The following is a 20,213-nucleotide window of genomic DNA, read 5'->3' as shown; positions in this document are numbered from 1 at the left end:
CGGGCCTACAGGGGGTCACCCTGCCTCATATTTAGCGACCCGCAGGCTGATAGCGGGTCGGCGGCCGGCGAACCGGCGTGCTCACGGCTTCTTGAGCCGCAGCTCGAAGTCGCCCTTGATGCGGAAGGTGCTGACGAAGCCGAAGCCCAGCGTGTCGTAGGCTTCGAGCCAGCCCTGGTGGGTGTCGACGGCCGTGACCAGGAGCGGCGTGCCCTCGGCGTCAGCGACGGGCAGGCCGGTCTCCTTGTCGATGACCTCGACGTCGGAGGCCGGGATGCCCTTGCCATCCTGGTCGTAGCCAGCGAACTCGCCCGCCTTGACGAGGGTGCGCCATTCGATCTGCGGGTGTGCGTCGAAAAAGGCAGCGCGCAGGGACCGGACGATGACAGCCGCGACCGGGCTATCGGCCTTGATGGCGCCGGGCGTCCCCCACAGTTCCCAGGCTGCATTGAGCGCGGCGGAGCGCTCGGCGATCGGGAGGAGATCGAAGTCAACGACGCGACCTTCCAAACCCGCTTCGGCGGCGATCACAACGCGTGCGGCCTGAATTATCGCCTTGGTGAACGGCTCGTCGGGCTTGCGCTCGGCGCTTCCAGCCATGGTCAGGACGTAGACGGCGTCGCCATTGGAGTGGTCCCTATTGCGGCGCACCAGCCCGTAGGAGGCCAGCTCTTGCAGCTCCAGGCCTAGGAGACTGCCCTCTTCGCACATCCAGATCGAGCCGCTCAGGTCCTGAATGGACTTGCGGAGCTTCGCGGGGAGCACCGGCGCGGCGGGCCGCTCGGCGGCGAGCTTGGCCTCGATCAGGCTGTCGATCTTGTCCAGGCGGGCGCGGATGCGCTCGATCGTGGCGACCTTCTGCGGGTCTTCGCAGTGAGGCTGGGCGGCGGCCGTGTCGAAGCTGTCGGCGGCGCGCTTGAGCGCATCGAACGCCTCGAAGGCGCCGGGCGTCCAGGTCTGCTCGGGCAGGGCGCCGGCGTAGTCGAAGATGGCGGAGGTGACGCACATGGGGCTAGGCGATGTAGGTGACGCAGCGGCCGTCGGGCAGCTTGCTGTTGAGGTCGCGCACCCAGGCGCTGACCTGCCTGCTGTCGAGGCCCTGGTCGGCGTCGATGCAGAAGAGGACCTGGGAGAAGAGCTGGTCGCCGAGGTCCTGGAGGGGCGTGAGCACCACCAGCTGGGAGCAGCTGCGCGCCAGCAGGTCGTCCTCGTCTTCAGGCTCGGCCAGACCGGTGTTGATCTCCACCCCGCGCAGGGCGGAGGGCGAGACGACCACGGCGATCGGCGCGAGCCGGGGCAGGAGCTTCTTGAGCATCGGGTCGACCGTGATGCTGCACCGGAGGGTCACGTCTTCGGACATCGGGGTTCCAAGGGCCAGGAGGCCGCGTAGCGGGGTGAAAGGTGTTCCGGGGGTGTGGTGGGGATTGGACGTCTCATGTGCCCTCTCGGGCCCTCCGCTCGTCCTTGACTAAGCGCGGGCGGCGCCTTGGCCGTCTCGCGCGTCGCATCCCCTCCGGTTGATTTCCCAGCCCTCGCCCGGTCAGGCCGCTGGGAGGAATGCGGAGGCTATGAAGGGGTGTAGGACCGGCCGGCGTCGACCGGCGGGCCTTGGATGACGATCGACACCTCGGCGTAGTGCTCGTAGCCGGCCGTGCCGCAGCGCTCCTTCTGCCGGATGCGCACCTCGGCGGGACGCGCTTCACGCGGCAGATGCTCCAGGCCGCAGCGCTCGATCAGCGCCTGGGCCAGGAGGGCGTGGATTTCGCGCTCGTCGAGGACCACCCGGTAGGTGGTCTCGTGCTTGAGGGTGATGGTCGGGGTCATGCGCATCAGGTGGTCTTCTTGGGCCGGCCGCGCTTCTTGGGCGCGGGGGCGGCAGGAGCGCGGCGCCGGCGGGGCGCGTCCGGCGAGATGGCCTTGAGGAGCGCGAGGTCCTCGTCGTCCAGCTCGCCGTCGAAGGCCGCGTCGAAGCGCTCATCGGCCTCGATCTCGGCCAGGGCGTCGTCCAGGTCCCAGGACATCAGACCTGGTCCTTGGCGACCGGCTTGGCCGCTGCGGGCGCGGCGGGGGTGACGGCCGGCGTGGTCGCCGGCTTTTCCACCTCCCGGGCGGGCTTGGCCTGCTCGGGATCGCCCAGCTTGCGCGAGGCCGAGACGCTGGTGCTGTCGACGGCTGCGGCGATCTCGTGGTTCTTCTCGCGGATGGCGACGTCGCGCTCGGCCAGATCGAGTTCGCGCTGGTCGCGGTCGGCTTCGCGGGCGACGCGGGCCTGCTCCAGCTCCTGGGCGCGGCTGGCGTAGCCACGGCGCATGGCGATGGCGTCCGGCTGGCCGATGAAGGACTTGGGGTCGTTCATCTTGGCGGTGAAGTCCTCCAGGGTCATGGAGGAGGGGACGATCTCGTTCTTGACGAGGTACTCGTAGAGGACGTCGATCGGGATGGCGCCGCCTTCGTACATCTGTTGCATGGCCCGAAGGCCGCGCGCGTCGATGGCGGTGGACAGGAACGTCGTGTCGATCTCGTAGGTGAGGTCCTCGGTGTCCTCCAGGGGAACGTCCCGGAACATCAGCCAATAGCGCGTGACGAGCGTCATGCCGTCTTCGAGCGCCATGATGATGTTGAGGAGCAGGCTCTGCTCGTTGGCCTCGCGGAGGGTCGACTGGTTGTCGCTCTCGCTGACGGACTTGGAGTTGCCCGGCATGAGCCGGCCGCCGATGGCGGCGATCTGCTGCTCCTTGTCGTCCAGGGCCCGTTCGAGGGTCTTGAGGCCCTCGCCCTTGAACTCCAGGATGCCGGGGGTCTGGCCCTCGGGGGTCTGCCAGACCATGCCCGGGCCGATGTGGTACTCGGCCGCGTCCGCGTCGGCGTTGCCGGGGGCGTAGTAGGTGGGCAGGGCGGTGTAGAAGCGCCCGTGCTCCAGCTCGGCGTAGGTGCGGTAGTGGGAGAGGTTGAGGTCGACGATCTCCAGGATCGGCGGCTTTTCGGCGTCGGCGCTGTTGGAGGAGGCGCCGAAGAAGACGAACGGGATGAAGTCCAGCGGCCGGCCGCGCACCTGGGGGGTGAAGGTGGCGCGCGGGGTCCCGGTGGGGTCCTCGTCATAAACGTTTTGGATGTAGACGCGCTGGCCGATCTCGTTCTCGACGAGGAGTAGCTCGCGGTAGACGGTCTTGTAGCTGTAGGCGCTGGAGAAGCGGGCCGGGCGGGCGAAGGTCTGGCCGCTGATGGCGATCTTGACTGCGCTGAGCCAGGGGTTGGCCTGGGAGGGCTCGGCTTCGGTGCGCTCGAACTCGCGCAGCAGGACCATGGTCGGCTGGTAGAAGCCGTCCACCTCCTCGATCGTCCAGTCCAGGATGTTCTCGGCCGGGTAGCCGACGGCATAGCTGGAGGGGCGCAGGGAGACGGTCGCGGGCGCATCGACCAGGACGCCAAAGCGCCCCATGGCGATCTGCTCGGAGGCCACGGTCTTGGCCATGGCGACGTGGGAGGCGCCGTCCTTGGCGAAGCGCCGGATGGCGTTCTTGAACTTGGGCGGAAGCTTGCGGACCTGGGGCGGGCGGCGGAAGACCTGCCCGAGCATCCCGTCGCGGGTCTGGTCGGACATGTTCACGAAGAGGGCGCGGTCGAGATAGTCGGCGAAGTCGTCCTTGTCGGAGCCCTTCATGGGCCGCAGGTACAGGGCGCCCTTGCGCTTGATCTCGTGCTGGCCGGCGAGGGCGTCACGAATCTTGGACCACTGGTGGCGCCAGTAGTCGTACTCGGGGTGGCAGACGAGGTGGACGGTCTGCGAGATGGCGCGCGCCGTCCGCGCGATGTTCGCGCTATTGGGGGAGAGACCCGCCATGATGTGGTGATGTCGCGGAGAAAAGGGCGGTCGCGACGGGGTCGCCGCGACCGCTAAGACTTGACGAAGAAGCGAAAGAACCGGCTGCCCGAGGGCTCTGGCCGGCATTCAGGAGGCGGAGGCCGCCTCGACGCTGCATTCGTCGCACGCCTCGCTTTTTATGTCAAGAAATGGCGACACACATGCTTGACGAGGCTCAAATGTCGTGAGAGCTTGGCTTTCACAGACAGGGCGGCGCGGAAGCGGCGCTCGGGAAGCCACGGAGGGTCAGCAGTGTCGAAATAGCCTTCGGATGGCGCGAAAGGGCGAGCGGCTAACCCAACCCAGGAGCCGGCGTCCGCGCCGCTTAGACTAGTTGATGGAATGAAGAGGCCCCGGCGAGCGATCGCCGGGGCTTTCTCGTTTATCGGCTAGGGCTGTTAGCGGGCGGGTCTGGTTCCGCTGGAGCCTCGCACACCGGATCGCTCTCCCATGTGCAGGCGTTGCAGGCGCCGTCATCGTCGAGGTAGCAGAATTGCCGGGTCCCATCGAGCGGCAGGTCGCAGGGGCCGATGTAGCAAAGGCCACCGGCCGAACCCGTGGGGAGCAGGCGCAGGAAATGGGCCGGAAGAGCGGCAGGCGGCTTCTTGGACATCAGACGCGGGCCGGGAGCGGAAAACCCAACGGCGCCGCGCAGAGCAGGTGCGCGGAGCAGCGCTGGCTTGAACTCCAAGGTGTCGGCCGTGGCCTTGGTGACATAGGCGCCCGTGGCGGCTCCAGCTGGACAGTCGTCCTTGGTAAGTCGGCGCTCTGATTGCACGACGACGGCGTTGGAGGCTGATGTGGCGGTGACGACGCCTTCCAGCGGGACGCTTCGCTGATCGGGCGTCAGCAGCTTTGCAAGTTCACGCGTGCCGTCCTTCTCGACGTCGGTTAAGCCGCGAACCAGGATTGTACCTTTGAAAGGCGCGCTCAAGCCGTAGGTCGTGACGGTCATCTCGGCGCGCGTGGCGTATCCAGGCTGGGTTTTGTAAACCCAGTTGCTGGTGCGGGTGATCGCCGTGCTTGTGGTTTCGGTCTTGCCCTGTGTCAGGGTCATGGTCGTCGACGCGCTGGCGCCGACGCCGGCTCCCGCGCCCGGAACCCCTGGCGGGCCTGGAAACTTGTAGTCAATCTTCACTGAGAGGCTGTTGGCGATGGTCTTCGTCGCCGTGAAAGACCGGGTCTCGGTGAGATTGAGGACGAGGCTTTCAGAGCCCGATGTGGGGGCGCTGGTGCAATTGATGCTTTCTACGGCATGGACGTGGTAGGTATCGGCGATACGGGTAACCCTGGCTTCCTCCATTACAGCCTTGGCGTCTTCGATCTCCCAAGAGGCCGTGGTGAGCAACTCCTGGACGGGGCGTGACACCTTTTTCTTCCGTCGCCAGCAGATGTCAGACTCGTGGCGCGAGGGGTGGCAATCTTCGTACTCGATCTCAACGTCGCGGTACTTGGTGACCTGACCCAGGGCGCCAAGCTGAGCATTGATGTAGCTCGGCACGTCGGTGAGGATCGTCGAGGCGCTGTCGGCCTGCGGGGCTGTCGGGGCGAGTATCAAAAGTGCGGCTGTCAGCGCGATCGCGCGTTTCATCGACAATCCTCCTGAGTGGATAATGGAGAGATGCGGAGGATGGCGGGTGTGTGCTTCGAGCCGCAGCCTCAGCGACGCAAGTTGCACTGGAACGCTGACGCTGCACGGGTGGGCGGGCCGGGCGGCCTGACAAGCTCCCGGCCCGCCGGCGCCTGGACTGGAAGAACGGGGGACGCCCGGGCGCTATGGCCGAGCCTGCCGCGCCGGCTCGTGCAGCGCAAGGTTGCAGGGGCCGCCCGCCACATCAAAATTTCCTGAACCTCCCAAACGGCCCCGATCGCAAGGCCACCCGGCCCCCGGGTCCCCCGCCCCTCCCAGAAAAAAGGGGGGTAGCCCCCTGCCGCCTCAACCGCCTCGGTTACGGGTCCAGGGCCCGAGGCCCTGGAGATCAATTGAGTCCGGAGTCGCTAGGCGCCCTGCGTTTTGGTTAACAAGGGTGGGGGGCCTTGGGTCCCTACCTTCGTTAATTTCTGGCCGGGGGTATGGCCCCGGCCCAGGCCCTACCGGCCGGCCCTACTGGGCGCGCCGGCCGAAAATCGGCGACGTGCGGGGCGCGGCGAGCGGGTCGCCCCCCTTGAAGGCGGCAAAGCGCGCTTGGAAGGCCTCGCGCGAGGGGCGCGGGGCGATGGCGCGAAGATCGGCGAAGGCGTCGGCTTGGGCTTGGACGGGCGAGAAGGTGGCGGGCGGGGCGAACATGCCGTTGAGCGCGAAGGACATAACCGACTCCGAAGGTGAGGGGCGCGACGGCCGCGCCCATGCGTCTTTTCTAGAGGGTTTCTAATGAGACGTCAAGCGCCTTGTTCAGCGCGGCGCGACGCCCCCGGCGCGCCGCGTGCGCAGCTAGTGGAAGCGGGCGACGTCGCCCGCGTGGTCGGCGCGGGCGTGGTAGACGCGGGCGCGCGCGGCCTTGCGGGCTTCCAGCTTGGCGCGCTTATCGGCGAAGCGGTCGGCTTGGTCGGGGGACTTGCGGTAGGTGCGGGACATAACGACTCCATGGGCTAGGGGGATGGGCCAGGGCGGCCCGGGAAGGGCCTGGGCGGGGAGAGGTCGCCCAGGCGAAGGGGTTAGACGTAGAGCAGGCCGGCCGCGCCAGCGGCGGCGAGCGAGGCCTTGCGGGTGTCGCCGTCAAGGTGCGTCATGACAGCGCCCGCGTAGCCGGCGAGGGCTTGGCGCACCAGCGAGCCGGAGCCGTCGATGGGGGCCAGGGCCAGGGCGATGCAGCCGCCCGCGTTGGTGGCGGCGATGCGGCGTGCGGTTTCGGTCGTGTCACGGCGCCACGCAATGACGGCCTCATAGGAGCGCAGGGCGTAGGCGAGGGCGGCTTTGTCGATCTCTCCGCCCGAGCGCTTCACGGCGCGAGCGATGGTCATCAGGTGATCGCCGAGAACCTTGACGCTTTCGTTGTGGCGGTCGGAGGGGCGCATGATCGACTCCAGAGGGGGTTAGGGGCGACACCGCGTCGCCCGCCCCGAGCCTTCTAGAGGCTTTCTAATACACCGTCAATTGGCCTAGTGCCAAAAAACGAAGAGAAAGAGCAGCGCCCAAAACCAAGCTGCGGCCTTGATCGCGCCCGAGAGGAAGTGTTCCAATGTGGGACAGCCTTTCGTTTGGCCTGTTGTCTTTCGGGGGGAAAGCAACCGGGCTCATAAGTGCCTGAAAATCCTTAGGGTGGAAGTTGTCTTTGAGGGGAAAGACAACGAAAAGCCGACCCTGGCCTAGCGGGTGACTTCCTCGAAACCGGCCGGGGGCGAAAACTCGCCTTCCACCGGAACGAAGGTTTGGAAGACCGCCCGCCGATAGCCCGCCGCCAGGGTGACCGCCCCGCCGGGCGACTTCACGCCCGAAAGGATCGAAAGCACGTTGCCCGCGCCCAGGCCGTGCGCCCTGGCCCAGGCCGTGGCCCCCGCCGACGCCCTGGCCCGCCCCTGGCCCATGGCCGCGCACGCGGCGCGGATTTTCTCGACGACTTCCGCCGCTGTCAGGTGGCGGCGCTTCATTGGGCGGCCGTCCCCATGGCGTAAGCTTCCGCCATGTCTTCGGGGCTGTCGATGGTGTAGCCGCCCGCGAGCAAGGTGGCTTGGTCGATGGCCGGAGAGGTCGAAAGGAACGCCTCGGCGGCTTTGATCGTGGCGAAGCGCCCGACGACCGCGAAAGTCTCGTCTTCGATCGTCACCGGGCCGTTTGCGTCGAGGAGCGCGTCAGGATCGGCAGGAACGGGCGAAGTCGCCACATGCGCCAGGGCCGCAACGTGATAGGCCGAACCGCTGGCGGCTTGGGCATGGACGAAGGCCAGGGCGGCGCCGTCATCGGCGAACTTGGGTTCATCGTATCCAAGAGCGTTGCCGGCCGGATCGTCGATGCGTTGGATTTCCAGGCCCGAGCCGTGTTCGTAGTCCGTCCAAAAGACGTCCCATCCCTCGCCGTGCGCTTGCTCGCTGGAGAAAGCCGGCGGGGGCGCGGCCGGGCTAGCGGGCTTTTGGGCTTGGCGCGCGGCTTCCTCCGCAAAGTCGCGGCGAACCGCCTCTAGCGTGGCGTCGAAATCCACCGCGTAGCCGTCCGCCCATTCGAGGAGCGCGGCCAGGACGTGGAAGAGGTCAACGGCCGCGCCGTTGCCTTCCTCTAGGCCCATGGCGGCCGTGTGGCCGTCGATCATGGCTTGAGCGGCGGCGATTTGCTTTGCGGCGTAGGCGCTCATTGGGCGGCTTCCTTGGCCAGGGGCTGAACGCGGTAGGTGTCGCCGCCGTGGGCGTGGCGGGTCTTGTGCGCGGCCAGGGCGTCGGCTTGCTCGCGGGTCAGGGGCTTGCCGTCGCCCTCGCGCCATTCCTGGCCGTTGGTCTCGCGGCCAATGACCTCGAAAAGGTCCGCGAAGCATTCCGGGCAGGCCTTGAGCACGTCGCCCGTCGTCGAGCCGGTCAAGGCCAGGGCCAGGGCTTGGACCTCCGGCTTACCCCACGGGTTGCCGTTCATGCCGCCCCGGCGCGTGACGAGGTCGAGCAGGCGGGCGGCGGCGATCTTCACCGGGTCGGCGGGCGCCGCCGGCAGATTGGCCAGGACCTGCCGGGCCTTGATGACCACGGGATCAGCGTCCGCGTCAGGATAGACCGGCGCGTCAGGGTTCAGCGGGCCACGGAAGCCCAGCGGCGCGCCGTTGAGCACTAGCAAGAGGTCGCCAGCGTGCGAGTCCAGTTCGAGGCGCCTAGCGCCCGTTTTGGGGGCGAAGCGGAGGGCGTCCAGAGCGTGCGCCATGGCCGAAGCCAGGACCGGCGGAACGGCGATATAGGGGCGGGGCTTGGTCATGGTCTTAGGCCTGCGCCTTGACGGTGAATTCCACGCCCGCCGCTTCAAGAGCGTCTAGCAGGGCGTCGCAGGTGGACTCGGCGGCGGCTTGGCCGATCAGGCCCGCCAGGGTCGAAAGGATGACGTCGCCAGCGGCCGGCGGCGGCGAGGCCCAAAGCGCCGCCTCTTGGGCGTCCAAGCGGGCCATGAGCGCGGCGCGGGCCTCTTCCTTGGGCAGACAGCCGGCGAGGTTGTCGGCGGCTTCCTCGTTCAGGAACGGGCGAACGAAGGCCAGGACCGAGTCCATATCGCCGATGATCGAAAGGGCTTCGTTGTCATCGACCGCTTGCCAACGCTCGCCCGCCGTGTCGAAGCCGTCCAGCAAGAGCCAGCCCAGGCCGTGGCGGGCGGCCGGCGAGAGGGGCGAGGCGTCATCCGTGCCCAGGTCGTAATATTCGGACGGGTGTTCCTCGAAATAGGCCGTGAGGATCGCGGACTCGTCCAGGTCGTCGGGGCTGTCGGGGGCGTCTTCGTTGGCGCGGTCGCTCCAGTTGTCACGGCAGTAGGCGACGACCTTGGAAACGGCCTCGTCAACGCTGAACGCGGCGTAGACGTTCATTCCGTGCTTATGGGAAACCGTGGCGATGTGGATTTGCATATCTGACTCCGGGAAGGCTTAGGCCGCGAGGCGCGCGGCGTTGATGCGGGCGCCGTGGTCGGCGCGGTAGGCGGCGGCGAAGGCCTTGAAGCGCTTGGTTGCGGTGGCGCCCCAGGCGATCCACACGACGCCCCGGCGGTGGCCCATGAAACGGCCGATCGATCCTTGGTAGTCGATCCATTGCCCAGGCTGGCCGGTGACGGACTCCGGGGAGTCCGTCTTGATGGTCGGGGCGTACCTCATACGGTGCAGTTGCCGGCGCGGGCCGCGTCCCAGGCCTTGGCCCAGGCGGACTCGAAGGCCTCGCAAGCGGCGTGGCCGAAGGGGAAGCGCCCGCGCATGGCGGAGATGAATTCGACGTTCAGGGCGGTGACGCGCTGGCCAACCTTGGCGCCGTGAAAAACTTCGTTGGCGCGGCTGTAGAGGTCGGCGGAAATGGCCGCGTCGTCTTCGTTGGCGACGGCGCCGCAAGCCTTGTCCAGTTCCTCAGACCAGACCGGCAGGCGCAGGCGCTTGGCCATGTCCTGGGCGGTCGCCAGGGCGTCTTCAGCGTCGGGCGTGTAGTGGGTCGCCGCTTCGATGCGGCGCAGGGCTGCGGCCTTGGTCTTGTCGGTGGCGCCGGCGGCCTTGATGAGGTCGGAGCGCTTGCCGTAGGGGGCGACGATGAATTCCCCCGTGTCGCGGTTCCAACGGGCGTTGAGGCCAAGGGCTTTGATCGCGGCCAGGGTTTCGGCTTTGGTCATAACGACTCCGAGAGGTTCAAGGCCGGTGCAGCGCGCCCCGGCCCGATCCTTCTACATCCTGACACGATGCGTTGACAAGCGGCATTTGTCAGAAAATGGCGTCACTCACACGGGGCCGGCATTTTCTCCGAAGGCGCCGGCCGGAAGCGCCCAGGCGGCGGGGTCTACGCGGATCGGCCCGGACCATTCTTCCGCCTGCGCCAGGGCGACGAGGTCAGGCCGCGCCAGAGCCGCCGCATAGGGCGTTCCCGCCGCCGCCAGGGCGGCAATCGAGGCCTTGCGTTGGATCGTTTGCCCGGTCTCGGCCTCGCGCTTGGCGATTGTCCAGAAGCGGCCCGGGAACACCGCCTTTATGGTGGCCCATTGGTTGGCGCTTCCGAAGATGCAGGCCAGACAGCTAAGCCGGCTCCAGCCCAGTTGATAGGCCACGTGCGGGACGATCCCCCATCGGCGGATGATCGCCCACACGGCGGTTTCCTTCCACGCCAGGACCGGGCGCCAGTGGTCGACATGGCGGGCGGTTTTCTTGCCGTCGCGGTTGTCGGCGCGGTGCGGCTCGAATGGGGCGTATCGGGCGCGGTTGGCGCTTTCCTCCGCCCGCTCGCCCGTCACGACGAGGGTTCGCGAGCCTCGAAAGCGGGGATCGTTGTTTATCAGGGCGTCCATGACGTCGATTTTCAGGTACGCCGAACACCAGCGCACGGCCAGGGATGCGGCCACTTGTGGGAAGAGGCCGCGCTTGCCGGCCGGACCCTTGCCGCCCGACGTCATCGGGCCGGCTGGCGTCTCGTAATACATGGGCGCGGTAGGGGCGCCGTCGCGGTCCATCTCCCGGGCAAAGCCGCCGAGCTTGTAGGACGTGAAGAGCGGCAGGCTAAGAGCCTGGGCGACGGCGCGGCAGTATGCGGGCGTTATCGCCCAGTCCATGAAAAGCGGCCCGCCGCCGTCAACTTCATGGTGATGCAGTTCGATCTTGGCGGGATCGGCGCCGGCCTCCAGCAAGGCGAGGAGCGCGGCGAGGCAGTCTTTGCCGCCGCTGAACCCGATGCAAATCCGGTCATAGCTGGCGAGGTCGGGGAGGGCCGCGCCCGTCGAGATGACGGGCGCCAGGGCTTCAGCGTCAAAGGCCATGGGTCAGGCCTCCGGGAAGAGCGGCAGGGTGTAGGGGCAGGGGACCGGCAGGGCCGCCACGTCCGGGTTTTCCATCAAGCCAAGCTTGATCGCCGTTTCGGGGTCGTCCTGGCGCAGGTCGTCGGCCTTGTCCTGGCGCGCTTCCGAAAGCTTCCGTTCCAACTTGGTCCAGTCAACGCCCTCGCTCCAAGCTTGGTCGTCGCCTTCGTTACCTACGGTCGCGTCGAAGAGGTCGCCCCGGAATTCGGACTCGTAGTCAACGCCCTTGATCGCCAGGGCGGCGAGCAAGAGGGTTTGAACCTCGTTATGATCCCAAGTCTTGACCGGCTTATCCAGCCAATCGGCAAGGCAGTTTGAGTAATGCGAGTAAAACCCGTCATAGGACGTAAAGCGCTGGCGAATGATCTTGGCTAGCGTCGCGTGCTTGTCGGCGGCCGATAGCTTGAACATGGCGCGAACCGAAGCTTGCGGGATGTCGCAGAAAATGCGGTCGGTCTCGAAATTGTAGAACTTGGGCGAAGTCATGGTTTCGAACTTCAAGCCCAGGGCGCCTAGGCCAAGCGCGTCGCTGGCCAGTTCCTCGAAGGCGTCAACATACATACGTGTCAATGCGGCGTAGCACGTCGCATAGTCGGTGCAGTCCATGTAGATATCGACAAGCTCGCTCTCAGAAAGGCGCAGTTCGGGCGCGAAAGATTGCTCGCCGTTTTCACGTTCGTTCGCCTGATACTCAATCTCGCGTTCTTCAATGCCGTCGATTGCGTGCGAATAGTTCGACTCATAGAAACCATCGAACGGCAGGCAAACGGACATTTGGACGCGGCGGTCTTTGCGGGGCTTGCGGCGGGCGGTGGTCATGTCGACTCCGAGAGAGGCTAGAGGGCGCGCCAACCGCGCCCGGCCCGACTCTCATACATCCTGACACGATGCGTTGACAAGCGGCAAATGTCAGAAAATGGCGACACTCAAACGGCGAAGGCCGGGCAGTGCGCCCGGCCTTCGCTTCTAGATAACGGCTCCTCGTCGTTGGCGTGCTCCAGCCGCTCGCGCGGGACGGCGAATAGATGCGTCATCGGTTCGGCTCCGTCCTGGCGTAGCGATAGGCGACGATATCGCAGGGGTCGCCCGGCCCGCCGTCCGTCCAGTCGTGAGTCCAGTCGTCGGCGCCGCCGCAATCCTTGCCCAGGACGCACGCCAGGGCTTGCGAGCCGTCCCGGTAAATCACGTCAACGGGCGTTCCGGCGGGGAGGGGCGGCTTTCCCCCGCCCCAGGTGACGAAGCCGGCGACCATGGGCACGCGATCGAGGCGGGCCAGGGCCACGCGGACCCGCTCGAAAGCCGGGGCGTCATCGGCCCGGGCGTCGGAGAAGATCAGGGCCGCCCGGGCTTCAGCGGCCACGGCGGCGAGGTCGGACACGACGCCGCTCATGCTGCGGCCTTTTCGCGGATCACGGTCCCGATTTCACCCGTCGTCGGATCGAACAGACGCCGCTCGCCGATCATCTGGGCGCCGGCCCGGCTGTCGGGCGCCTTGGCCGGAGCCTTGACGCGCACGACGTAGATAGCCGGGCCGGCGAAGGCCAGGGCGAACGATTTCATGGTGTCGCCCCAAAAGCGCATTGTCTGAGGGCTGAAGAAATAGAGGCCGGCGGCTTCATTGGCGGCGCGCACGCTCGCCAGGGTCCAGCGCTTGCGATTCTCGCGTTCGGCCGTGAGGTCGGCGCCGCGCTCTTGGACGTTCTCGGCGTAGTGCGCGGCGATTTCGACGGCGGCGGCGGCGCGGGTGGCGGCGTTGGCGATTTCGCTCATGCGGAAGTCGCTCGCGTACCGCTTGGCGCCGTCCGTCGCCAGATACCCCCAGAGCGTCAGAGCCTTGGACGCGTCATAGGTCCCGGCGGCGATCTTGCGGGCGAGGTTGTCGATGATGGGCACGGCGCGCGAGCGGTAGAGGTCGCCCGTGTTGACCGTGAACAAGGCGAGGTCGTGCGCAAGCGCGCTGTCGAGTTGGCGGGACATATCGACTCCGAAGGGCTAGGCGTCGAGTGACGCCAATTGCCGGCCTTCGATGACCGGTGAAGGCGTCATACATCCCGACACGATGCGTTGACAAGCCCATATGTCGCGAATACACGTCACTCATCGGCCGCGAGTGACGCGGCTTTTAGACACTGGAGTCGATGTGATGACCGCCCGCCAACGCCTCGCCCGCTACCGCAACGAAGCGGCCAAGTCCGCCGCCGCGATCGCCAAGCACTATCCCGACGCCGCCCCCGCCTTTGTCGCCGCCTACGGGTCGGGCGACTGGCGGGCCAAAGCCGCCGGGCGCTTTTCCAAGCCCCATGCCGGCGCTTGGCAGGATCGCGAGACAATGGGCGCCTTTGCCGCGCCGGACTCGCGCGCCTACTACTGCGACGACTTCCCCGCCGGCTGGCGCCACCTGGGCACGGCGGAAGAGGCTTGCAAGCGCGAGGGCTCGCGCCGCGTGGATCACAAAGGCTGGTATTCGGATAACGAGGCCGGCGAGACCTACAGCGGCCACGTGCTGCAACTGCCCGGCAAGGGCGGCGCGGCGCGCTATATCGCGGCCGTGGCGCACTCCGAATGGTCGGGGGTGACGCTCTATCCGCTGGAGATTTTCGACGATGTCCGCGACGCCGCCGGCCGCGCCGACCGCTACGCCGAAATCGAGGCGGAGGCGGCTCGCGAGCATGACGCCAAGTTCCAAGCCGAACGCGAGATGGAAGACAAGGCCCAAGAGGTCAAGGACGCCCGCCGCGCGGCCCTGGCGCTGATCGGCGAGGCCAAGGCCGGACGCAAGGCCGGCGGCTACACCCCGGCGGTTTGCGAGGCCGTCCGCGACAAGGTCGAGGCGCTGCTAGAGACGATCCGAGAGGCCCGCGCCCGGATTGACGCCCTGGCGAACAATCCTTGGCTCGCGGTCGAGCGGGCCTAAGCCCGCCGCCTGGGCGCCGCTCGCGAGGGCGGCGCTTCCTGCACCATCTCCAGCCGGCGGGGCCATGCTCCGCCGGCCTTTCGGCGTTCGGCCTGGGCGAGGTTAGGGCCGGCCCTACCTGGGCCGCCTGGGCGGACCTGTTAACCAAACGCCGATTGGTTAACAGGTCGGGCCGGATGTGTTAACCCTAACGCTGGAAAGGTTACCGAACCCCGCTCGGGGCCTTAACCCTAACGGCCTGAAGGTTAACGGCCGGCCGGACGTGGTTAATACTGGGATTAACCTTTCCCGCGCCATGGTAAACGCGCTCCAGAATTCTCTCGCGTCAAATTAACCAACGTCAAGTCAGAATGATCGAGCGTCAAGTCGGCCGCGCGCTCCAGAAAATGGGCTCGCGTCAAGTCGCCCGTTCCAGAAAATGCTCCCGCGTCAAGTCGACCGCGCGCCAGCAAATGCGCTCGCGTCAAGTCCGTAATGGGCGCGCGTCAAGCCGGCAGAACGCGCCCGCGTCAAGGCGGGCCGCCAGCTGGGCGCGCCATGCGGAGAATAGAGGGCCTAATCACCGCAGATCGTGCGGGGAATGCGCCCAGGACCGATCCAGGGCCCAGAAACGGCAAAAGCCCCGCCAGGGCAGGGCTTTACGAGAAATCAGAGCCGTGGCGCCGGCGACACTGTTGTCCTAGCCATAGAAGACAACTCGCCAACCGCTCTCAACTAGGCCATTTGACACCGCGCCCGTCCTGGCGGTTGGGCGCGAGGCCGCGCCGGGCAGAACCGAGGCAGCTGGACCGCCAGGGGCCGTTGCGAATGGATATCCAGTTAGCTTTCAGCCTCCGAGAGGCCCATACGGGCCCGTGAAACAGCCATTTTGGGCGACTTTCAAGGTCTCGTCGAACGCCGTTCGGTCGTGAAACACTCCCTCCAGGCCTCGATCCGACAAAGACAACTGCCAACCCGAGCAATTTCAACATCTTAGGCCCGAAGGCCAGACCCAGTTAGCTTACGCACAGAAGACAACCAGGGTCACCGACCCTGGACCCGATACCGAGGCGGCTTCACCTCCTGGTGCATCCTGGAGGAGCTGGGAGGTGGCGTCCAGGCCGGGCGGGGGTGTGGCGGAGGGATTTCGAGTCGGGAGGGCGAGAAACCTTGCAAAATCAGGTGTTTAGGGCGAAAATTCATGGATAATCCATGCAAATCGCCTGAAAATCGGGGATTTGGGCCCGAAAATCCCCTTCCTGGCTCGCTGGCGCGCGATTTCGAAAATCCGGGCCCTTCGGCGGGAAAATTCTCAGGGTCCCCGGCCCATGAATTTCGAGGGTCCCCGGCTCGAAAATCCCAAGGGTCCCCGCCCGAGAATTCCAAGGGTCCCCGTCTGAAAATCGGCAGGGTCCCCGAGGCGAAATCCCCAGGGTCCCCGCCATTAATTTCCAAGGGTCCCCCGCTCTTAACCCCGGCCGCCTAAAGGTTAAGAGCCCCCTCCGAGAGTCGATGAGTCTAAGCCCTTGTAACCTCAGGCCCTTTTCCACCATATCTCACGAAATTGCCCCAAATCCTCCGTATTTTCTTCCGAGCAACGCCCGTCCCAGCTCCCACGGCCCGCGATTAACCAGGCACTCCGAGATAAGCCGAGATAAGTCTCGCCCGGCGCGGCTCGCGCCCTAGCCGAAGGTTTTGGCCTTGCGGGAGCCGTACTTGGTGCGGGTGGACTTCGCCCAGCGCAGGTACTGGGTCATGGTGTCGACTTGGTCGTCGTTGGCGCCTTCGGGGAACTGGCCCACTTCCTTGATGAAGCCGTCCAGCCAGTCCGCGCCGGACGGCAGATAGACCTCGCCCGCCTCGATCAGCGGCGTGATCTCGTCGAAGCGGAACTCCTTGCTCTGGCCCTTGGGGTCGATCGGGATGATCGGAGCCGGCGCAAGGCGGCGCTGAGCAGCGGTGGCGCCGCGCGCCTGGATGTAGGCGGTGCCCTGGCCCTTGTCTTCGACCAGGATGGCGTCCACCTCGTCCTTCTTGGCCTGACGCTCGATGGCCTGGATCAGGCCGTTGAAGTCGACCTTCAGGCGCGTCTGGCGCAGCAGGTAGTGCTTGCGGTCCTGGGTCTCGCCCCAGGTCTGGATCACCGTGTAGTCGGCCCGCTCGGTCGGCTTGGCGGCGGTGTCCACCGACAGGACGATGCGGCGGAAGTAGGCGCGCCGGTCAGGCTTGCCGCGACCCATCTCGTCGACCATGCCAGCGGCCTTGGCCTCGCGGATGGCCTCGTCGGTCTGGTGAGGGGCGCGCTCATAGAACTGGAAGCTGCCGGCGATGCTGTCGCTGGAGGCAGCGTCGGCGATCTGCTGGTAGACCAGGGCGAAGCGCTGGTACTTCCACTCGATCTTCTTGGCCACGAAGTAGCTGAGATCGTAGTAGTCCCAGAGGACCTCCCCGAGCTTGCGGCCCAGGACGTCGTTCTCAGGATCGTAGCAGATGGCCGGCGCTTCGATGATCTTGTAGCGCGCGTACTCCGGCAGTCGCGGGTTCAGCTCCTGAATGTACCCGGTGAGGTCGTGCTCGTGGAACCGGGTCATGATCAAGAAAATCTTGCCGAACGGCAGCAGGCGCGACCCGATGTCGGAGATGAACCACGTGTTGATCTTCTCGCGCAGGACCGGGCTCTCGGCCTCCTCGACCTTGGCGTAGGGGTCGTCGACGCAGATGAAGTTGGCGCGGAAGCCGTGGACGGCCTGACCCACGCCCTTGGCCACGTACTGGCCGTTGGCGCCGGCGATCGCCCACTGGTCGGCCGCCCGGCTGTCATGGGCGATGACCACGCTGGGGAAGACCCGGCGGAAGTCCGGCGCGCTGACGAGGCCGCGAATCTTCTTGGAGAACTCGTTCTCGACGAAGCGCTGGCTGTGGCCGCCGCCGATGATCTTCAGGTTCGGATTGCGGCCCAGCCGCCACGCCACGAAGAGGCGCGAGGCGTAGGTGGAGTTGTGGACGACCACGCCGTCGGCCAGGAAGGTGTGGTCCTTCTCCACCGTCAGGCAGCGGCATTGCCCCTTGCCCACGACCTCCACCGAGGCGATCTCGTCCTCAGGGTCGTGCCAGCGGCCGGCGAGCTGCGGCAGGCGCGCTTCCAAGAGCTTCAGCGCCTTGGGCTCGATGCCGGCGTTGATCAGGTTGTTGATCGCGCCCGCCGAGATCGAGACCAGGGTGGAGCGGCCGTCGCGCCGCTTGAGCACGCTCTGGACCTGGAGGCGCGCCAGCAGCCGTTGGATGTCCTCGGCATAGGCCGGCGACTTCAGCGCCGCGTGCAGGGTCGGCGTCTTCAGGCTCGTGATCGCCACGGCCTTGATCTCGAAGAAGGCGCGCAGGAAGGCCCGCACCACGTCGTCGCCGCCCTCGAACACGAAGGCCGGCACGCGCCGCTCATAGACGGTCGCCTCCAGGCCCAGCACATCGGTCAGGGCCTTGGTGTGGCTGCCGGCGAGCCGCAGCTGGTGGCACTTGCCCTTCTGCTGGCTGCCGCCGTGGAAGCGGTAGCCCATCGACGCCACCAGAGCCTGGGCCGCGACCGCGTCGGTGCGGTCGAAGAGGTAGAGGTCCAGGTAGCTGTAGCGGCGCTCGCCGGTGGCGGTCTTGATGGTGCGGTGGGCCCGCGTGCCGCAGGCGCCGTACATGCCCGCCAGCTGGGCGAGCTTGAGCTGCTCGGGGCTGGACGGAGCGTCCATGGGCGCGGCGTGCCCGCCGACGATCTCGACGAGGTCGCCCGGCAGCAGGTGGCTGGCCTCGACCCATTCGTCGTGGGACTTGCCCCGGTAGAGGACGCGGAAGCTGTGGTCGGGCGCCGAATGGATGACCCGGCCGGCGGCCGTAGTGATCTTCAGCAGCGGCAGCTCGCCTTGCTCATGGACGTGGGTAACGCGCCGGGCCCGGCCGGCGTCGGAGATCACCTTGTCCCCGACCTTGATGTCGCCCAGGCGCTTCCAGGCGCCGCTCGCCATCAGCACGGGCGTGTCCACGTGCAAGGGCTTGGCGTGGCCCGGCGGGCAGTTGAGGATGAAGCGGTCGAAGTGAGGGTCGGCCTCGATCGCTTGCAGCTGGTCGGTGAGGTATTGGTGCCAGCGGCTGGCGGGCGCTTCGTCCGGGTTGACGTACTCGCAGAAGGCGTTGAACTCGTTCGGCGCCAGCACCAGGAGCTTGTCCAGGTGCTTCTTCTGGATGTCGTCGCCGATCGAGATCAGCGCGTCGATCTGCCGGCTGGTGTCGCTCGTGCCGGTCAGCTGGATGATCGACTTGCGGGTGATCTCCGGCAGCAGGACGCCCGACTGGGCCGCGCCCTTTGCGCTGGAGGCAAGGTCGGTGAGGCGAGAGACGGCCGCGCGGGTGCGCGCCCGATCCTCGTGAGGGTAGATCAAGGTCAAGGGGCTCTCATGAGCGGGCGGCGCCGGTCGGAGCGGCCCCCGCTGCCCCGGCGTCGATATGTGTGGGATGCGAAGGCGCCGGCGTCAGGAGCCGGCGGCAGGGAAGGTCAGCCCGGCTCGCGGGCGATGGCGCGGTGGGCGCCGGTCAGGATGTTCTCGGCCCGCTGATGCAGCGCTTCCATCTGGACGGCGCAGATCAGCCAGCGGGCCTGGGTTTGCCGGCGCTCGTCGGCGAGCTGGGCGGCCTGGGCGACGGCCTGCTCCATCTCGACCAGGGCGTCGGCGTAGATGTCGAGCTGGAGACGCGCCTTGGTCATCTCGGCGGCGTCCTTGACCAGCTGGCGGCGGGCCATCTCGACCATGGCGTAGAGGACGAGGCAGACTGCGCCCAGGAGCAGGGCCGGCACGTTGACGGCGACGCCCAGGACCTCACTCATCGTCGAAGCTCCCGAAGTCGCCCGGCTCGTGGCCGGCGATTTCCTCGGTGGCGGCCTTCTTGCCCTGGCCCTCGATCAGGGTCAGCGCCACGGCAGGGTCGATGATCCGCTCGGCTTCGCCCGGCTTCAGCTCGGCCGCCGGCAGCGCGCCTTGCGCCGCGTCGAGCACGCCCTCCAGCAGGTCCATGTTGAGCGTGTGGGGCACGGGCGAGCCGCCGGCTTCCCCCTGATCGCCCTTGAACATGCCCAGCTCCTCGCCGATCAGCTTGAGCGCGGCGTTGCTCTCCTTGAAGTCGCCCTCGTGGGCGGCGTTCTGGGCGTTCTCGGCCAGCTTGGTGATGACCCAGCCGCGCCCCATGCCGGTCATCTCGCCGACCATGCGCGCGCTTTCCTCGGCCGCCAGCCGCTGTTGCCGGCGCTGGTTCTCGAACTCCTCGCGCAGCTCGACGATGCGAGCCTGGATGTCGGGGTCGGTCTCCAGGTGCGTGGTGGAGCTGCCGGCCGAGAAGCCCGCCGCCAGCGCCGACTTGTTGGCGGGGATGTTGCGAGCGCGGTGGCGCGCGTACTGCTCGTGCTTCTGGTTGGAGAGGTGGGGCATGGGTGGGCGGCTAGCGCTTCTTGCGGCGTTGGAGGGCGGCCAGCTGGGCGAGCGCTTCGCTCTCGGCCTTGGCGCTGTCGAGGAGGGCCTCGAAGGCGGCGACCGCCTCTAGGCGGTACTGCTCGATGATCCAGGGCGCAGCGCCCTGGGCCACCAGATCGGTGAACTTGGTGGTGGCCGCGTTCCAGGCGTCCTGGGTGTGGAACGCCGTCTGCTGGTGGCGGTGGTGATGGCCGATGGCGGCCTCCTCCTGCGGATCGCGGCCGGGGGTGTAGGTCACTCGTCGGCGGCCACTTCGAGGCTGGTGATGTAGTCGATCAGCGTGCGTTGCTTGTTGGCCGCCTCGTAGGTCACGACGGCGTAGGCGTAGCCCGCGTTGATCACGCTCTCCTGGGACGAGCCGCCCAGAACGAAGGCGGCGGTGACGTCGTCGAAGGTCTTGCGAGCGGTGATGACCGACGTCGCGGCGGCATGGGCCTGGGTGGCGAGGTCCTGGAGGACGGTCTTCACTTCGATGGGGACGGCGGTGGTCATGGGATAGGTCTTTCGATCAGG

Annotated in this window: 25 protein-coding genes; 1 reads left to right on the top strand and 24 read right to left on the bottom strand. The window is 67.1% G+C overall.

Annotation, left to right across the window (positions count from 1 at the left end):
- Nucleotides 1-81 precede the first annotated feature (81 nt).
- The 19 genes from AC07NS_RS17760 to AC07NS_RS17670 form a co-directional block, all read right to left on the bottom strand.
- On the bottom strand, nucleotides 82-1,008 hold the full coding sequence (locus AC07NS_RS17760) for a hypothetical protein (RefSeq protein WP_494605340.1): 927 nt from the start codon (nucleotides 1,006-1,008) through the stop codon (nucleotides 82-84).
- 4 nt (nucleotides 1,009-1,012) lie between these two features.
- Nucleotides 1,013-1,360: a hypothetical protein gene (locus tag AC07NS_RS17755; protein WP_494605338.1), complete on the bottom strand. Its 348-nt coding sequence runs from the start codon at nucleotides 1,358-1,360 to the stop codon at nucleotides 1,013-1,015.
- 206 nt (nucleotides 1,361-1,566) lie between these two features.
- On the bottom strand, nucleotides 1,567-1,830 hold the full coding sequence (locus AC07NS_RS17750; RefSeq protein ID WP_494605336.1) for a hypothetical protein: 264 nt from the start codon (nucleotides 1,828-1,830) through the stop codon (nucleotides 1,567-1,569).
- Nucleotides 1,830-2,021 carry a hypothetical protein gene (locus AC07NS_RS17745; protein ID WP_494605334.1) on the bottom strand — a complete coding sequence of 64 codons (192 nt, stop codon included), beginning with the start codon at nucleotides 2,019-2,021 and terminating at the stop codon, nucleotides 1,830-1,832. Before AC07NS_RS17745 ends, AC07NS_RS17750 begins: the two co-directional genes overlap by 1 nt.
- Nucleotides 2,021-3,841 carry a DUF4055 domain-containing protein gene (locus AC07NS_RS17740; RefSeq protein WP_494605332.1) on the bottom strand — a complete coding sequence of 607 codons (1,821 nt, stop codon included), beginning with the start codon at nucleotides 3,839-3,841 and terminating at the stop codon, nucleotides 2,021-2,023. The genes AC07NS_RS17745 and AC07NS_RS17740 overlap by 1 nt, the downstream gene beginning before the upstream one ends.
- A gap of 403 nt (nucleotides 3,842-4,244) precedes the next feature.
- Nucleotides 4,245-5,453 (bottom strand): hypothetical protein, encoded by a 1,209-nt coding sequence (locus tag AC07NS_RS17735; RefSeq protein WP_494605330.1) that lies wholly within the window; start codon nucleotides 5,451-5,453, stop codon nucleotides 4,245-4,247.
- Between the two features lie 513 nt (nucleotides 5,454-5,966).
- Nucleotides 5,967-6,170, bottom strand: coding sequence for a hypothetical protein (locus tag AC07NS_RS17730; protein WP_494605328.1), 204 nt, complete (start codon nucleotides 6,168-6,170; stop codon nucleotides 5,967-5,969).
- Between the two features lie 123 nt (nucleotides 6,171-6,293).
- Nucleotides 6,294-6,437: a hypothetical protein gene (locus AC07NS_RS17725; RefSeq protein WP_494605326.1), complete on the bottom strand. Its 144-nt coding sequence runs from the start codon at nucleotides 6,435-6,437 to the stop codon at nucleotides 6,294-6,296.
- Between the two features lie 80 nt (nucleotides 6,438-6,517).
- Nucleotides 6,518-6,877 (bottom strand): hypothetical protein, encoded by a 360-nt coding sequence (locus AC07NS_RS17720; protein ID WP_494605325.1) that lies wholly within the window; start codon nucleotides 6,875-6,877, stop codon nucleotides 6,518-6,520.
- Nucleotides 6,878-7,168: 291 nt separating this feature from the next.
- Nucleotides 7,169-7,450, bottom strand: a complete 282-nt coding sequence (locus AC07NS_RS17715; RefSeq protein WP_494605323.1) for a hypothetical protein — start codon at nucleotides 7,448-7,450, stop codon at nucleotides 7,169-7,171.
- The gene (locus tag AC07NS_RS17710) at nucleotides 7,447-8,148 is read right to left on the bottom strand and encodes a hypothetical protein (protein ID WP_494605321.1); all 702 of its coding nucleotides are present in this window, start codon (nucleotides 8,146-8,148) and stop codon (nucleotides 7,447-7,449) included. Before AC07NS_RS17710 ends, AC07NS_RS17715 begins: the two co-directional genes overlap by 4 nt.
- Nucleotides 8,145-8,750 (bottom strand): hypothetical protein, encoded by a 606-nt coding sequence (locus AC07NS_RS17705; RefSeq protein ID WP_494605320.1) that lies wholly within the window; start codon nucleotides 8,748-8,750, stop codon nucleotides 8,145-8,147. Before AC07NS_RS17705 ends, AC07NS_RS17710 begins: the two co-directional genes overlap by 4 nt.
- A gap of 4 nt (nucleotides 8,751-8,754) precedes the next feature.
- Nucleotides 8,755-9,387, bottom strand: coding sequence for a hypothetical protein (locus AC07NS_RS17700; protein WP_494605318.1), 633 nt, complete (start codon nucleotides 9,385-9,387; stop codon nucleotides 8,755-8,757).
- Nucleotides 9,388-9,405: 18 nt separating this feature from the next.
- Complete coding sequence (locus tag AC07NS_RS17695; protein ID WP_494605316.1) at nucleotides 9,406-9,630, bottom strand: hypothetical protein; 225 nt, start codon at nucleotides 9,628-9,630, stop codon at nucleotides 9,406-9,408.
- Nucleotides 9,627-10,130 carry a hypothetical protein gene (locus AC07NS_RS17690; protein ID WP_494605314.1) on the bottom strand — a complete coding sequence of 168 codons (504 nt, stop codon included), beginning with the start codon at nucleotides 10,128-10,130 and terminating at the stop codon, nucleotides 9,627-9,629. Before AC07NS_RS17690 ends, AC07NS_RS17695 begins: the two co-directional genes overlap by 4 nt.
- A gap of 105 nt (nucleotides 10,131-10,235) precedes the next feature.
- Nucleotides 10,236-11,261 carry a phosphoadenosine phosphosulfate reductase domain-containing protein gene (locus tag AC07NS_RS17685; protein ID WP_494605312.1) on the bottom strand — a complete coding sequence of 342 codons (1,026 nt, stop codon included), beginning with the start codon at nucleotides 11,259-11,261 and terminating at the stop codon, nucleotides 10,236-10,238.
- A gap of 3 nt (nucleotides 11,262-11,264) precedes the next feature.
- Nucleotides 11,265-12,119 carry a hypothetical protein gene (locus AC07NS_RS17680; RefSeq protein WP_494605310.1) on the bottom strand — a complete coding sequence of 285 codons (855 nt, stop codon included), beginning with the start codon at nucleotides 12,117-12,119 and terminating at the stop codon, nucleotides 11,265-11,267.
- 211 nt (nucleotides 12,120-12,330) lie between these two features.
- Nucleotides 12,331-12,690, bottom strand: coding sequence for a hypothetical protein (locus AC07NS_RS17675; RefSeq protein ID WP_494605308.1), 360 nt, complete (start codon nucleotides 12,688-12,690; stop codon nucleotides 12,331-12,333).
- Nucleotides 12,687-13,277 carry a hypothetical protein gene (locus tag AC07NS_RS17670; protein WP_494605306.1) on the bottom strand — a complete coding sequence of 197 codons (591 nt, stop codon included), beginning with the start codon at nucleotides 13,275-13,277 and terminating at the stop codon, nucleotides 12,687-12,689. The genes AC07NS_RS17675 and AC07NS_RS17670 overlap by 4 nt, the downstream gene beginning before the upstream one ends.
- 166 nt (nucleotides 13,278-13,443) lie before the next feature.
- Between AC07NS_RS17670 and AC07NS_RS17665 the strand changes: the two genes are divergently transcribed.
- Complete coding sequence (locus tag AC07NS_RS17665; protein WP_494605304.1) at nucleotides 13,444-14,214, top strand: hypothetical protein; 771 nt, start codon at nucleotides 13,444-13,446, stop codon at nucleotides 14,212-14,214.
- Between the two features lie 1,661 nt (nucleotides 14,215-15,875).
- Here AC07NS_RS17665 and terL read toward each other — a convergent pair.
- From terL to AC07NS_RS17640, 5 genes are all read right to left on the bottom strand, one after another.
- Nucleotides 15,876-18,623, bottom strand: a complete 2,748-nt coding sequence (gene terL, locus AC07NS_RS17660) for a phage terminase large subunit (RefSeq protein ID WP_494605302.1) — start codon at nucleotides 18,621-18,623, stop codon at nucleotides 15,876-15,878.
- Nucleotides 18,624-18,730: 107 nt separating this feature from the next.
- Entirely contained in the window at nucleotides 18,731-19,060 is a 330-nt protein-coding gene (locus AC07NS_RS17655) for a hypothetical protein (protein WP_494605300.1), read from the bottom strand.
- The gene (locus AC07NS_RS17650) at nucleotides 19,053-19,658 is read right to left on the bottom strand and encodes a hypothetical protein (protein ID WP_494605299.1); all 606 of its coding nucleotides are present in this window, start codon (nucleotides 19,656-19,658) and stop codon (nucleotides 19,053-19,055) included. The genes AC07NS_RS17655 and AC07NS_RS17650 overlap by 8 nt, the downstream gene beginning before the upstream one ends.
- Before the next feature lie 10 nt (nucleotides 19,659-19,668).
- Nucleotides 19,669-19,938 carry a hypothetical protein gene (locus AC07NS_RS17645; RefSeq protein ID WP_494605297.1) on the bottom strand — a complete coding sequence of 90 codons (270 nt, stop codon included), beginning with the start codon at nucleotides 19,936-19,938 and terminating at the stop codon, nucleotides 19,669-19,671.
- Nucleotides 19,935-20,192, bottom strand: a complete 258-nt coding sequence (locus tag AC07NS_RS17640; RefSeq protein WP_494605296.1) for a hypothetical protein — start codon at nucleotides 20,190-20,192, stop codon at nucleotides 19,935-19,937. Before AC07NS_RS17640 ends, AC07NS_RS17645 begins: the two co-directional genes overlap by 4 nt.
- Nucleotides 20,193-20,213 lie beyond the last annotated feature (21 nt).

Source organism: Caulobacter sp. GW821-FHT10A10, assembly GCF_059415745.1.
The sequence above is the reverse complement of the archived record's forward strand: the minus strand, read 5'-3'. Positions and strand labels throughout refer to the sequence as shown.

What these genes read in the sequence shown, in the direction of transcription:
- AC07NS_RS17760 (WP_494605340.1), bottom strand. Translation starts at nt 1,008, where the DNA reads ATGTGCGTCACCTCCGCCATCTTCGACTACGCCGGCGCCCTGCCCGAG.
- AC07NS_RS17755 (WP_494605338.1), bottom strand. Translation starts at nt 1,360, where the DNA reads ATGTCCGAAGACGTGACCCTCCGGTGCAGCATCACGGTCGACCCGATG.
- AC07NS_RS17750 (WP_494605336.1), bottom strand. Translation starts at nt 1,830, where the DNA reads ATGCGCATGACCCCGACCATCACCCTCAAGCACGAGACCACCTACCGG.
- AC07NS_RS17745 (WP_494605334.1), bottom strand. Translation starts at nt 2,021, where the DNA reads ATGTCCTGGGACCTGGACGACGCCCTGGCCGAGATCGAGGCCGATGAG.
- AC07NS_RS17740 (WP_494605332.1), bottom strand. Translation starts at nt 3,841, where the DNA reads ATGGCGGGTCTCTCCCCCAATAGCGCGAACATCGCGCGGACGGCGCGC.
- AC07NS_RS17735 (WP_494605330.1), bottom strand. Translation starts at nt 5,453, where the DNA reads ATGAAACGCGCGATCGCGCTGACAGCCGCACTTTTGATACTCGCCCCG.
- AC07NS_RS17730 (WP_494605328.1), bottom strand. Translation starts at nt 6,170, where the DNA reads ATGTCCTTCGCGCTCAACGGCATGTTCGCCCCGCCCGCCACCTTCTCG.
- AC07NS_RS17725 (WP_494605326.1), bottom strand. Translation starts at nt 6,437, where the DNA reads ATGTCCCGCACCTACCGCAAGTCCCCCGACCAAGCCGACCGCTTCGCC.
- AC07NS_RS17720 (WP_494605325.1), bottom strand. Translation starts at nt 6,877, where the DNA reads ATGCGCCCCTCCGACCGCCACAACGAAAGCGTCAAGGTTCTCGGCGAT.
- AC07NS_RS17715 (WP_494605323.1), bottom strand. Translation starts at nt 7,450, where the DNA reads ATGAAGCGCCGCCACCTGACAGCGGCGGAAGTCGTCGAGAAAATCCGC.
- AC07NS_RS17710 (WP_494605321.1), bottom strand. Translation starts at nt 8,148, where the DNA reads ATGAGCGCCTACGCCGCAAAGCAAATCGCCGCCGCTCAAGCCATGATC.
- AC07NS_RS17705 (WP_494605320.1), bottom strand. Translation starts at nt 8,750, where the DNA reads ATGACCAAGCCCCGCCCCTATATCGCCGTTCCGCCGGTCCTGGCTTCG.
- AC07NS_RS17700 (WP_494605318.1), bottom strand. Translation starts at nt 9,387, where the DNA reads ATGCAAATCCACATCGCCACGGTTTCCCATAAGCACGGAATGAACGTC.
- AC07NS_RS17695 (WP_494605316.1), bottom strand. Translation starts at nt 9,630, where the DNA reads ATGAGGTACGCCCCGACCATCAAGACGGACTCCCCGGAGTCCGTCACC.
- AC07NS_RS17690 (WP_494605314.1), bottom strand. Translation starts at nt 10,130, where the DNA reads ATGACCAAAGCCGAAACCCTGGCCGCGATCAAAGCCCTTGGCCTCAAC.
- AC07NS_RS17685 (WP_494605312.1), bottom strand. Translation starts at nt 11,261, where the DNA reads ATGGCCTTTGACGCTGAAGCCCTGGCGCCCGTCATCTCGACGGGCGCG.
- AC07NS_RS17680 (WP_494605310.1), bottom strand. Translation starts at nt 12,119, where the DNA reads ATGACCACCGCCCGCCGCAAGCCCCGCAAAGACCGCCGCGTCCAAATG.
- AC07NS_RS17675 (WP_494605308.1), bottom strand. Translation starts at nt 12,690, where the DNA reads ATGAGCGGCGTCGTGTCCGACCTCGCCGCCGTGGCCGCTGAAGCCCGG.
- AC07NS_RS17670 (WP_494605306.1), bottom strand. Translation starts at nt 13,277, where the DNA reads ATGTCCCGCCAACTCGACAGCGCGCTTGCGCACGACCTCGCCTTGTTC.
- AC07NS_RS17665 (WP_494605304.1), top strand. Translation starts at nt 13,444, where the DNA reads ATGACCGCCCGCCAACGCCTCGCCCGCTACCGCAACGAAGCGGCCAAG.
- AC07NS_RS17655 (WP_494605300.1), bottom strand. Translation starts at nt 19,060, where the DNA reads ATGAGTGAGGTCCTGGGCGTCGCCGTCAACGTGCCGGCCCTGCTCCTG.
- AC07NS_RS17650 (WP_494605299.1), bottom strand. Translation starts at nt 19,658, where the DNA reads ATGCCCCACCTCTCCAACCAGAAGCACGAGCAGTACGCGCGCCACCGC.
- AC07NS_RS17640 (WP_494605296.1), bottom strand. Translation starts at nt 20,192, where the DNA reads ATGACCACCGCCGTCCCCATCGAAGTGAAGACCGTCCTCCAGGACCTC.